General features: G+C 45.9%; 9 protein-coding genes. 2 read left to right on the top strand and 7 right to left on the bottom strand.

Annotated features, from left to right (window positions below; all coding sequences use genetic code 11):
• Window positions 1-7: 7 nt before the first annotated feature.
• Together WJM45_RS09760 and WJM45_RS09755 are read left to right on the top strand one after the other, a co-directional pair.
• Complete coding sequence (locus WJM45_RS09760) at window positions 8-412, top strand: DUF1641 domain-containing protein (RefSeq protein ID WP_341328746.1); 405 nt, start codon at window positions 8-10, stop codon at window positions 410-412.
• 454 nt (window positions 413-866) lie between these two features.
• Window positions 867-2039 (top strand): YncE family protein, encoded by a 1173-nt coding sequence (locus WJM45_RS09755; RefSeq protein WP_341328745.1) that lies wholly within the window; start codon window positions 867-869, stop codon window positions 2037-2039.
• A gap of 789 nt (window positions 2040-2828) precedes the next feature.
• Here the strand turns inward: WJM45_RS09755 and WJM45_RS09750 are convergent.
• From WJM45_RS09750 to WJM45_RS09720, 7 genes are all read right to left on the bottom strand, one after another.
• On the bottom strand, window positions 2829-4325 hold the full coding sequence (locus WJM45_RS09750) for a SpoVR family protein (protein WP_341328744.1): 1497 nt from the start codon (window positions 4323-4325) through the stop codon (window positions 2829-2831).
• Window positions 4322-5584 (bottom strand): YeaH/YhbH family protein, encoded by a 1263-nt coding sequence (locus tag WJM45_RS09745; protein ID WP_341328743.1) that lies wholly within the window; start codon window positions 5582-5584, stop codon window positions 4322-4324. Before WJM45_RS09745 ends, WJM45_RS09750 begins: the two co-directional genes overlap by 4 nt.
• A 17-nt stretch (window positions 5585-5601) precedes the next feature.
• On the bottom strand, window positions 5602-7524 hold the full coding sequence (locus WJM45_RS09740) for a PrkA family serine protein kinase (RefSeq protein ID WP_341328742.1): 1923 nt from the start codon (window positions 7522-7524) through the stop codon (window positions 5602-5604).
• A gap of 620 nt (window positions 7525-8144) precedes the next feature.
• Window positions 8145-9485: a sigma-54 dependent transcriptional regulator gene (locus tag WJM45_RS09735; RefSeq protein WP_341328741.1), complete on the bottom strand. Its 1341-nt coding sequence runs from the start codon at window positions 9483-9485 to the stop codon at window positions 8145-8147.
• A 131-nt stretch (window positions 9486-9616) separates the two neighbouring features.
• The gene (locus WJM45_RS09730; protein ID WP_341328740.1) at window positions 9617-10306 is read right to left on the bottom strand and encodes a transglycosylase SLT domain-containing protein; all 690 of its coding nucleotides are present in this window, start codon (window positions 10304-10306) and stop codon (window positions 9617-9619) included.
• A 427-nt stretch (window positions 10307-10733) separates the two neighbouring features.
• Entirely contained in the window at window positions 10734-10946 is a 213-nt protein-coding gene (locus WJM45_RS09725) for a DUF2905 domain-containing protein (RefSeq protein WP_341328739.1), read from the bottom strand.
• Between the two features lie 89 nt (window positions 10947-11035).
• The gene (locus tag WJM45_RS09720) at window positions 11036-12355 is read right to left on the bottom strand and encodes an IS701 family transposase (RefSeq protein ID WP_341328927.1); all 1320 of its coding nucleotides are present in this window, start codon (window positions 12353-12355) and stop codon (window positions 11036-11038) included.
• Between the last annotated feature and the right edge of the window lie 23 nt (window positions 12356-12378).

The raw sequence follows: 12378 nt of genomic DNA, 5'->3' as shown, positions 1-12378 counted from the left end.
ATTACTTATGTCTGAAGAAATACAAAACGTAGAAAAACTTATGTCGGATACGGTTCTTAATGACCCGGCAACCATTGATGGTATTAAGAATTTAATCGATAAAGCAACTCCTTTAGTACAAGCCGGACGCTTCAATAACATCATCGATTTATTGTCAATCATATCGGACAATATCGAATTTCTTGATGAAGCGGCACTGGAAAAAACCACTAAAGTAGGCGAAGAAATTTTAGCCTTGGGTTGGACAGCCGGTAATGCCGTGCGTATGGCAAACGCGCAAACGGAAGCATTAGAAAAGCCACCCGGTTTGTTTCAATTAATCGGCTCGCTGAACGACCCGGATGTTCGTCGTTCATTACATTTTTTTATCGGCACCATGCGTATTATTGGCAGGCAGATGAAAAATGATTAATCAGTCAATTTTAGGTGGCCTGCTTACTTAAATAGGTGACAACTATTATCAACGTTGCAGACTAAGTTTCCCCAGCAATTCCCAATTTGGGGATCAAAAAGGGTGTGGGGTGTGCTTGGCGAGGATGTCGGCAGCGGGACAGATTTTTGCTCCTGCAAAATCTGCATTCACGCCATCCTTGGCGCTTAGCTGCCGCCAATCCCCCATGGATGGGTTTACCCAGCACCTAAATTCCATAGTTCATTGGCTATGGTTAACTATTTTGGGTGATTTAGGTGCTGGGTTTACGGCGTTCCTCGACAGGCATACCCCACACCCTAAGATCGGCGAAAATGCTCAAACTGGGAATTGCTGAAGTTTCCCCTCACGCCTCACAATGTTACGCTGTTGGGTAGATGTTTAGCCCATTGATAATAAATTATTAACTCAACATCCACTCTATTTTAAAAATATTATGAAAATAACGTACCAATTAAAAAAGTCACTTATTATTTTAACCTTCCTTTATCCAATGCTGGCACAAGCTGAAATTTTAGCGTTAGTCAATTATCAAAGTAAACCCGATCAAACCCCAAAGAGGGAAGGGTTGGCGATTATTGATCTTGATTTCAACTCTGAGAACTTTGGAAAAATTGTAACGGATATTCCATTGCCCACAGACTTAGTGGCGCATCATATTTTTTATAATAAAGATGTAACTAAGGCCTATGTCGCTTCCTTAGGCAGCAACCCCTTGCAAGTAATCGATATGACAAAACAACCTTATGAGCTTAAGACCATTTCTGTTCCTGAGTGTCAGGTTGCGGAAGACTTGGTCTTTTCAGGCGATAAAAAAAGATGGTATGTCACCTGTATGGGTTCTAGCAATGTCATTATGGGTGATGCACAAACAGATAAGCAGATTAAAGTCATTGCCGCAGCCAAAACGGCGACAAGCAAAAAATTTATTAGCCATCCGCACGGTATTGGAATAAACGATGAAATCAATCGAATTGTCATTGCTAACACTGTGCATCCGACTGATTTCAGTGATGCAGATGAAACAGTAACGGTCATTACAGCCCGCAGTGGCAAAATACTCTCTACACATAAAATGTCGGAAAAAGCATCACCTTCAGGTTCAGCCCCTGTTGAGGCGGTATTTTTACCTAAATCAAATCCAGCACGGCTTTATATCAATACCATGTTTGGCAATACCTTGTGGACAGGCGTTTGGAATAGCATGAGTCAAAACTTTAGCTTTTCACAAGTTTTTGATTTTAACCCTTTAAAACAAGGAGTCCCTTTAGAAATTTACTTTAACCATAAGCTTGACAAAATGTATATTACGACAGCAAGCCCGGGTTATTTAAATATTTTCAATATTAAAAATCCAGCTAAACCGGTACTTGAAAAATCGATTGCAACTGCGGAGGGCTCGCATCATGTTGTCTTTTCTCCTGATGAACGATATGCCTTTGTACAAAATAACCTTTTAAACTTACCAAATATGAGCGATGGTTCTATTACGGTAGTTGATTTGCAAAAATCGACCGTAAAAATGACGATCGATACATTTAAAAATCAAGGCCTAAATCCAAACAGTATTGTCATGATGCCGAAATGGTATCATGACAACGCCCACTAGAAACGGTCGAAAAAGCTCAAGCAGCAATTCCCAATTTGAGAATAAAAAAGGGTGGAGAGTGTGCTTGGCGAGGATGTCGGCGGCTGGGAGCCGCCGCCAAGCCCCCATGGATGGGTTTACCCAGCACCTAAATTCCATAGTTCATTGGCTATGGTTAACTATTTTGGGTAATTTAGGTGCTGGGTTTACGGCGTTCCTCGACAGGCATAGCCTGAACACGGAGAAATTTTTCAAACTGAGAATTGCTGGTTTCTTAGGCTCGGCAGGCATATTGTGGGCAGATATGAAGATGGACAAAGAATTTAGCCGGCGCGCGGACGGTTTGAGGCGAACCTCAGTATCACACGCCGGGTCGTCTTGAAGTTGCTCGACCTCGGCTTGCCGCAACTCCCCAAGCCAATGCGGCGGCTCACTGTCTGGCATTTCCAAAGCGTGGGCTTTAAGAAAAAGTTAATTAATTAAATTTACAAAAAACTAATAAAACATATTGTTATCTAATGCTTCAAAGGTGATATTGACTCATATCAACCGTTACTGAAAGATCGGCCATTTAGCGACATTTAAGATGCTTTAGAGCATGGCATCAGCACTCCTGTAAGCAGTCACTCAACGCCGCACTCTGCGGAAATTTAGGAGCTACAGCAAGTAAATTTTTCGTAGTAGCGCCTTGTTATAGATCATTCATATTGATGACTCCACAGCCGAAGCACTTTAACCACATGCTGCTCTTCGATCACTCAGAGTCGACAACAGGCTCACCACGAACGGCCTAACTTAATGGCATTGAGGTTAAAGTTTGCATTCCATTATCGTTTGTAGCGTGCCGTCTTCGTCCACTGTTTCAAGACGAACATCGAAGCCCCAAAGTCTGGCGACATGTTTTAAAACTTCGTCGGAACTTTGAGCCAAGTACCTTCTGTGATATTGGGTATGGCGTAGCGTCAGCGAACGGTCGCCTTTTCGGTCGACGTGATAAACCTGAATGTTCGGTTCGTTACTGCCTAAGTTGTACTGATCAGACAAGGCTTGCCGGATATGCCGATAACCGTCTTCGTCATGAATCGAAGTCACGGCGATTTCCCGCTCATTGGAATCATCCAAGATGGAAAATAGTTTGAGGTCGCGAATGACTTTAGGGGATAAAAACTGGCTGATAAAGCTTTCGTCCTTGAAATTCTGCATCGCGAAATGCAAGGTCTTGTTCCAATCGCTGCCGGCTATTTCCGGAAACCAATATTTGTCTTCGGACGTCGGCGTTTCGCAAATACGGCGGATGTCGCTCATCATCGCGAAACCCAACGCATAGGGGTTTATGCCTGAATAATAGGGGCTATCGAAGGCCGGTTGATAAACGACATTGGTATGCGATTGGATAAATTCGATCATGAATCCATCGGTTACCAGGCCTTCTTGATACATCTGATGCAAGATCGTGTAATGCCAGAAAGTCGCCCAGCCTTCGTTCATCACTTGAGTCTGCCGTTGCGGATAAAAATATTGGGCTATCTTGCGCACGATGCGAATGATTTCGCGTTGCCAAGGCTCCAGGAAAGGCGCATTTTTTTCGATGAAATAAAGAATATTCTCTTGAGGCTCTTCGGGAAAGCGGACCTTTTCGTCAGTGGCGTCATAGGCTGGCTCCTTGGCCGGAATGGTGCGCCATAATTCGTTGACTTGGGACTGCAAATAGGCTTCGCGGTCCCGTTGCCGGGCTTGCTCTTCTTGTAGAGACAATCGGGAGGGACGTTTGTAGCGGTCCACGCCGAAGTTTCTCAAGGCATGGCAAGAGTCGAGAATGGCTTCGACCTGTTCCTCGCCGTAGCGCTCTTCGCACTCGGCAATATAGTTTTTGGCAAAGAGCAGATAATCGATAATCGAGTCCGCGCTGGTCCAGGTTGTGAACAAATAATTATTCTTGAAAAACGAATTATGTCCGTAAGCGGCATGCGCGATAACCAGAGCCTGCATGGTCATACTATTTTCTTCCATTAAATAGGCGATGCAAGGATTGGAATTGATCACGATTTCATAAGCTAAGCCCATTTGGCCTTTTTTATAGCGTTTTTCGTTCTTGACGAATTCCTTGCCGAACGACCAATGACTATAGCCGATAGGCATGCCGACCGAGGCATAGGCGTCCATCATTTGTTCGGCAGTAATGATTTCCAGTTGTATTGGATAGGTATCCAATCCGAAGTTCCCTGCGATACGCGCGATTTCCTTATGGTATTTTTCGATCAGCTCGAAGGTCCATTCAGATGTTTCCGATAGGAGCTTTCTAGTCATGCGTTTGATTTCTCGAATAGTTTACGAAATACCGGATAGATATCGGCCACTGTGGCAATTCGCTGCATCGCGAAATTGCTCCAAGTGTCTTTCAGAGTCGAATATTCATGCCAGAGGTTTTGATGCCTGTCCTCGGTGATTTCGATATAGGCGTAATACTGCATGTAAGGCATGATCTGTTCCGACAATATTTTTTTACAGTCTATTGAATCGTTATCCCAATTGTCGCCGTCGGAGGCCTGCGCGGCATAGATATTCCATTCCGAGATCGGAAAACGTTCCTCGATGATCTTTTTCATCAAGTTGAGAGCGCTCGAAACGACCGTGCCGCCGGTTTCCCTCGAATAAAAAAAGGTTTCTTCATCGATTTCACTGGCTTCGGTGTGATGGGAGATGAATACGACTTGGATTTTTTCGTAGCTGCGCGTTAGAAAAAGGTACAACAGCATGAAAAAACGCTTCGCCATGTCTTTTTCTTCAGGCCCCATCGAGCCCGAAACATCCATGATGCAAAACATCACAGCTTGGGTCGTCGGTTTTGGCTTGTCTATGCGGTTGTCGTAGCGTAAATCGAAGGTGTCGATAAACGGGATGCGCTCGATTTTTTCCTTCAGCCGTTTGATTTCTTCACGCAATTCGATAACCACGGCATCGGTTTCACTGTGGCGTTTGAGCAAGTCTTCCAGTTGCGCTTCGGCCTCCTCAATCCTATTACGATAGGGCGCGCGCAAGGCGATACGCCGCCCCATCGCGCCCCGAAGCGATCGAATGACATTGATATTGGTGGGTATACCGTCGTTAGTATGGCCCGCACGTACTTTTTGGGTTTCCTGGAGCGTTGCCAGACGAGTTTTGACTAGGTTGGGCAACTCAAGATCTTCAAAAAAGAAGTGCAAAAATTCCTCGCGCGTTAATTCGAAGACGAATTCGTCCATTCCTTCTCCGGAGTCGGAAGCCTGTTTGCCTCGCCCGCCTCTTGCGCTTTCGGGCCGTTTTATTTTATCGCCTTGCCGAAACTCCTTGTTTCCCGGATGAATGACTTCACGATAACCGTCGTTACCATGGTGAAAAAAAGGCTCCGAGATATCTTTTGCAGGAATGGATACCTTTTCGCCTTTATCCAAATCCTTCACGCTCCGTTCATTTACCGCTTCGGTCACGGCCTTTTTAATCTGGCCTCGAAAACGGCGAATAAATTTCTGCCGGTTGACGGCGCTCTTATTCTTTCCGTTCAGACGTCTATCTACAATTTGAGTCACACATTTCTCCTCAAGCGTTAAGACGATTTACGCACCCTCAAATACCATTCGCTGAGTAAGCGCACTTGTTTTTCGGTATAGCCTTTTTCAATCATCCGATCGATAAACTGCTCATGTTTCTTCTGATCTTCGGGCGAGGCCTTGGCGTTGAAAGAGATCACCGGCAATAAGTCTTCTGTCGTTGAGAACATTTTCTTTTCGATCACAGTGCGAAGTTTCTCGTAACTGGTCCAGGCCGGATATTTTCCGCCGTTTTTGGCGCGAGCCCGTAACACAAAGTTGACGATTTCGTTACGAAAATCCTTTGGATTACTGATGCCGGCGGGCTTCTCGATTTTTTCAAGTTCATCGTTCAAGGAGCTCCGGTCGAACATTTCACCCGTATCCGGGTCGCGGTAACTGGTATCCTGTATCCAATAATCGGCATAGGTCACATAACGATCGAAGATATTTTGTCCGTATTCCGAATAGGATTGCAGATAGGCGGTTTGAATCTCCTTGCCGATGAAATCGATGTATTTTTGCGTCAAATAGCCTTTTAGGTATGACAAATACCGCTCCTCGACTTCGGACGGGAATTGTTCGCGTTCGATTTGCTGTTCGAGGACATATAAAAGATGAACCGAATTGGCCGCGACTTCGGTGTTGTCGAAGTTGAATACCTTGGACAAAATCTTGAATGCAAACCGCGTGGAGAGACCGGTCATGCCCTCGTCGACACCGGCAAAATCGCGGTATTCCTGATAAGACTTGGCATGCGGATCGGTATCTTTCAGATTCTCGCCGTTATAAACCCGCATCTTGGAAAAGATGTTGGAGTTTTCCGGCTCTTTCAAGCGAGACAACACTGCAAATTGCGCCATCATCTCAAGCGTGCCGGGAGCGCAAGGCGCATCATGCAAGGAGCTGTTTTCCAACAGTTTGTCGTAGATTTTGATTTCTTCCGAAACGCGCAGGCAATAAGGTACCTTGACGATATAAATCCGATCGAGAAACGCTTCATTGTTTTTATTGTTTCTGAAAGCTTGCCATTCCGATTCATTCGAGTGAGCCAAAATAATGCCTTGAAACGGTATCGCCGGAAACCCCTCCGTGCCTTTATAATTACCTTCCTGCGTCGCGGTTAGCAGCGGATGCAGCACCTTGATCGGCGCCTTGAACATTTCGACGAATTCGAGCAAGCCTTGGTTAGCTCGACACAAGCCACCCGAATAACTGTAGGCATCGGGGTCGTCTTGAGAATACAGCTCCAACTTACGGATATCGACTTTACCGACCAGCGATGAAATATCTTGGTTATTTTCATCGCCCGGCTCGGTTTTGGCGACGGCAATTTGTTTAAGAATGGAAGGACGAATTCGAACGACTCTAAATTGGCGTATATCGCCGTTGAATTCATGCAGTCGTTTGGTCGCCCAAGGCGACATGATGGTATTGAGATATCGCCTTGGAATGCCGTAGTCTTGCTCGAGAATACCGGCGTCTTCATCGGCATTGAAAAGCCCCAATGGCGATTCGAACACCGGCGAGCCTTTAATCGCGTAAAACGGCGTTTTTTCCATCAAGGCCTTGAGCCGTTCAGCCAGCGAAGATTTACCGCCGCCGACCGGACCGAGCAAATAAAGAATTTGTTTCTTTTCTTCCAGGCCCTGAGCCGCATGACGGAAGAATGCGACTATTTGCTCGATGACATCTTCCATGCCATAAAATTCTCGGAAAGCGGGATAAATCTTTATGACTTTATTGGAAAAGATTCGGCTAAGCCTAGGATCGTTGTGCGTATCCAATAATTCCGGCTCCCCTATTGCCGCCAGCATGCGCTCGGCCGGGCTTGCATAGGTCAACGGGTCTTTTCTGCAAAGCTCCAAGTATTCCGGAAGAGTTAACTCCTCGTCCTTCAATTCCTCGTATTTTGCTGTATAACGCTCAAATATACTCATCACAACCCCACAATGATTGATTACTTCATTTACCTTTAGTTAGACCATGGATGCGCTCATTGTCTCCAAAGTCACTCGAAACATTAGACGTAATTATTCACCCCATATCGTTCCCACGCTCCAGCGTGGGAATCAAGGCCGAGACGCTCTAGCGTCTCGTACCGCTGGAGCGGTACTCAGGCATTCCCACGCAGAGCGTGGGGACGATAATTGCCGGGGGACTGAATAGTTACCATTAGACTACGAATTTATGTTTTTAAGTGTCTTTAGGTTTAAACAGTATTTTTTTCTAGAAGTTTCGTTTGCTATGCAGCTGTCGACTCATTATGCCAAATGTTTCTCGTATTACTATAGCAATTCAATTACCGAAACCGGCTAAGTGAAATCGGAGATTTTTTTCGCTTAGACAAGTTCTAGGATAGGGAGTTACAGGTGAAGTGAAATTAATAAAAGCTATGTTTGGCGTTAATAGTTGACTCAAAGTCAGCAGAAACCAAAGGATATAGCTTTAAATAATTTGCTTTTTTCAATATTGAGTGAATTGTTGAAAGGAGGGTATGGTTGCTCGATTGACAGGTGTCAGTGAAAGGGCAGATTTTGCTCCTCGGCGATTGCTGGTTTTAGAAGGCTTTTTTAGTTCTGATTCGGTGTTTTTCCATCTTTCGGTAAAGCGTCATTCTCGAACATTGCAATTGTTCGGCGGCTTTGCTTTTATTCCAATTCGTGGCGTTTAAAGCGGCCAACAGGCTCTCGCGTTCGCAATCGCTTTGGTCCGAAAAGGCCTTCGCCTCTTCACTGCCGCGAACCGGTTCCGGCAAATCGCTCCGGGAAATTCGTTCACAGGGAGAGTCTATAAAAACGGTTTCCAATACGTTTTTTAATTCGCGTATATTACCCGGCCAATGGTAATCGAATAAAGCTTCTAAGGCCTCAACACTAAAACCGACCAAATTTAGCCCAAATTGCTGATTGAATTGTTTAAGATAAAAATCTAGTAGTTCCGGAATATCTTCTTTGCGCTCCCTTAACGGGGGTAAATGAACTCGGGCGATATTGAGGCGGAAATAGAGATCGTCCCTAAACTCTTTTGCCAGCATCATTTTTTCCAAATGGCGATTAGTCGCCGCGATAATTCGAATATTGAGAGCAACACTTTGTTTGGCGCCTAACGGATAAACCTCTTTGCTTTCCAAAACCCGGAGTATTTTAGCTTGCGCGTAAGGGCTCATATCTCCGATTTCGTCGAAAAAGACCGTACCCCCATCCGCCATTTTTAATTTTCCCGCATATGCGGTTTGCGCGCCGGTGAATGCCCCTTTTTCGTAACCGAATAATTCGCTTTCCAATAAACTATCGGGTAAGGCCGCGCAATTAATCGCGATAAAGGGTTTACGCGAGCGTTGACTATAAGAGTGAATAAATTTGGCAACGAGTTCCTTTCCGGTTCCCGTTTCGCCGGTAATCAGCACATGACTGTCGACATGTGCGACTTTTTGCAAATAGGTTTTTACCTTTTGCATCGAATGACTACTTCCGACGAAAGGGTGATGAAGGACGGATTTTAAAGCCTGGGTGCTAGAAACCTCTGATGCCCGGTGGCTTAACAATTTAGTGACCGAATCAATCAAGTCTCGACCGGAAAACGGATATTCAAAATAATCCTTAATCCCTATGCGTAATGCTGAAATCGCAAGCCTTTCGGACCCTCGCGTCGTAACCAAGATAACCGGAAATCTTCGGTCTCTTTCATGAATGGATTTAACAACAGCCAGCGTATCGATACCGTCCCGGCATGGAGATTCGAGGATCAGTAATTGCGAAGTCGATTTTTGAAAGTATTTCAACGCTTCCTGACAAGTCTTAGCTTCGACTAATTTGACTGCTTGATGATGTAAAACGGCCTGTATCGATTGCTTTAGCTCATGACTCTGAACAGCGAATAAAATAATTGGTTTATTCATCGAACTCCCCATTCTGACCGCAATTGATTTAAGAGCGGCTCCCACCTCAAGATCTTTTATAAAATCATCGCTAAAAATCGAACATCGAACACTATTCGAAATAGTAGATGAATTTACGAATATCAACAGAATCAAAAGTCGCTTGTTAGCCCTGGAATGCCGATGCGTTGAATCCGCAAGGCATTACTGCCTTCTTGATAAGCCGGAAGCGAGCCTTCCTGTCGCCAAAGTCTAAAAGCAAGCGCGTAGGACAATACTCGAATCGGATAATCCCTCGGCAAATGCTGAAGATAAGGCTGAATTGTCGTAAAGTCGGTGACGCCGTATTTCTGCATGATAAAACGCAGACCGCCATTCGCCGGACCTATGTTATAGGCCAATAGCCCTAACAACAAATCGCCATGCATTTCGTCCAAATAATATTTAAAGGTTGCGGCCGCAAGATAGGCATTATAACGATCGTCGATAATCGAGAGCTTTTGTCCGGAGAATTGTTTTTGCGCTTCGTTTTCAACGATTTTCGGCACCCGGGTAATTTGAAATAACCCAAGGCCGTCATCCGGACTATTCCGAGGAAGAAAAGACGATTCCGCCGCCGCAATACCCAACAATAGATCGGGATCGATATGGAAACGCCGCGCGGCATTCTGAACAAGGGAACTGTATTTTTCTCCGCGAGCCACCATTTGCTGCATTGCACCGACCCCTTGACGGCGATATGCGGCATAAACCTGATGCGCAAGCGTCACTCTACGCACTTCTTGTTTTCCGCCAACCAGCGTACGAAAATGATTGAAGGCTAAGGCAAATCGATCATCCATGACGAATTTGCCTACACTGATTGCCAAAAGCATTGACAATGCGGGCATTACCATAACGGCCCTTCCCCGCATGCTTCTTCGAAGATTCCACCAAAACGAGAAGAAAAACGCAGCGAATAGAACTAAAATCAGCACCCCTGCGGCAAACGGCAAAAGACTGGTAAGAAATTGAGTTCCAGTAAAGTGTTCTGCCGAATAGCCTAGCAGCAGGATAATCGCTGATACAAGCGTAATGCTTAAACCGGTCAATTCAATAGCCGCCAAAATTAGTTTATGCTTGAAGCTATCAGGAAATCTAACGTTTTTTTTCTTAGCGGATCTAGAAGAACGGCGAACTTTTTGCCTAAGCTGTCGGCGCGTATTGTTTTTTGGCTTGTTACGCTTTGATTTTATAGTGGAAATAGTCAACGATTAAGATACAAACGAATCATTTTAACGATGAAAATAGATTGAGTAGAATGCTCAGAATAAGACTGACAACAATCATCGACGTGATGGGAATGAAAATGGAGCGCTTTTCATCTACGATTTTGATATCGCCCGGTAAATTACCGAACCAACTGATCAATCCCGGCGCGTAACTAATAAGCATACCTAATACCAATAAAAAACCGCCTATTACTATCAATAGCTTACCCATAATTTACCTCATCATGAATTCAACCGAAATAACGTTTACAAAGTAACTATTTCGACTTTGTCATGTTGTTTGTATTAAAAGTCAACCACTTACTCATTTTGGACAGTTTCGTTTTTCTTGCTGGCTGATCTGATAGCCGATAAGCGCCGACGGTGGCGCTCTTTCACTTGAGCGAGTAACACAGCGAAGTCGGTTTGCTTGTTCGGCAAGCTTTTGGCTAAGAGTATTTGTATGTCATAGCAGCTCAATAGCGGATAGCTTTCCTCATGAGTCATGCGTTGCTGCAACATGAACAAGCCGGCTATCATGGCGAGCGCCATGTGTCGATGCCAGGATTGCCATTTTCGGGCTTGATAGTGCGCCAGACCGATATGGCTTTTGTGATCCTGAAAAGCTCGTTCGACCCAATATCGCTGCGCCTGTTGATGCGCCAAGGTAGACACTGCCGTTTGTGCCGGCGCGTTGCTCAAGCTGTATTTGATCTCGTCCGGCGAATCGAGCTCCCGACGGACCAATAAATGCCACTGATAAGCCGTATCGCTGCCGGCCTCCCAAAGCCAAACCCGTTGGTGGAGGACCTCAATCGTCAGCGATCCTCGACAGGTATCTCGTAGCGTCAGCCGTTGCCAAGCCGGTTCTGGCTGTTGCGCGGCCCATTCTTGGGCTTGAATGGCTTGCGCTTGGCTCTGGTAGCGAGTGATAGGTCTTCCTTTGCCTTGCTTGCGTTCCGGCAAATAGGGTTGGGGATCGTCCACATAGATCTGTTGATCTTTGTGAACATCGGCCATGAAGCGCTCGCCATCGGCATCCAGCGCACGAAGTAGATGGGACGCGTTACCGTAGAGGCCATCGAAGCCGACCCAGTCGAAGCGGACGCCGAGCGACCGCGCATGACGTACAATCTCAAGCGCCAATTCCGGCTTGGTGCGATAGCTTCGACAGTCGCGCGGTACATCGGCTTTCTCGCACCGCTCTGCGTCATCGGTCCAGGCGTGGGGCAAATACAAGCGGGCATCGATTAATGCGACGCGATCGCCTTTACCTAAAGCGCCGAAAACACCGACTTGGCAATTATCGACCTTACCCAATCGACCGTTCCATTGGCGAGCCACGCCAACCGAATGCTTTCCGCTTTTGGCAAAGCCCGACTCATCGATAATGAGCGCGGTGCCTTCGGCGCCCTCGAAGCATTGATCGGCTGCCAGGGCCGCGCGATCCATGACCGGACGGGCGAGCCAACTGGAATGCGTGAGAAAATTTTGCAGGGCCTGGTCGTCAGAGTCCGGAACCACCTCGGCCATCCGCTCCATGTTACGTTTGTCAGCCTGGAATAAGCCTTTGATGTAATGGCCGGCTTGCTTGAATACGTTATGATTCCCGGAACGAAATAAATCTTGAAACGTTCCGATAAACGAATCTAAGGACTGACAAA

The organism is Methylotuvimicrobium sp. KM2 (genome assembly GCF_038051925.1).
In the GTDB taxonomy this organism is placed as follows: Bacteria; Pseudomonadota; Gammaproteobacteria; order Methylococcales; family Methylomonadaceae; genus Methylotuvimicrobium.
This window is presented reverse-complemented; position numbering and strand designations above follow the sequence as displayed.

What these genes read in the sequence shown, in the direction of transcription:
- WJM45_RS09760 (WP_341328746.1), top strand. Translation starts at nt 8, where the DNA reads ATGTCTGAAGAAATACAAAACGTAGAAAAACTTATGTCGGATACGGTT.
- WJM45_RS09755 (WP_341328745.1), top strand. Translation starts at nt 867, where the DNA reads ATGAAAATAACGTACCAATTAAAAAAGTCACTTATTATTTTAACCTTC.
- WJM45_RS09750 (WP_341328744.1), bottom strand. Translation starts at nt 4,325, where the DNA reads ATGACTAGAAAGCTCCTATCGGAAACATCTGAATGGACCTTCGAGCTG.
- WJM45_RS09740 (WP_341328742.1), bottom strand. Translation starts at nt 7,524, where the DNA reads ATGAGTATATTTGAGCGTTATACAGCAAAATACGAGGAATTGAAGGAC.
- WJM45_RS09735 (WP_341328741.1), bottom strand. Translation starts at nt 9,485, where the DNA reads ATGAATAAACCAATTATTTTATTCGCTGTTCAGAGTCATGAGCTAAAG.
- WJM45_RS09730 (WP_341328740.1), bottom strand. Translation starts at nt 10,306, where the DNA reads ATGGATGATCGATTTGCCTTAGCCTTCAATCATTTTCGTACGCTGGTT.
- WJM45_RS09725 (WP_341328739.1), bottom strand. Translation starts at nt 10,946, where the DNA reads ATGGGTAAGCTATTGATAGTAATAGGCGGTTTTTTATTGGTATTAGGT.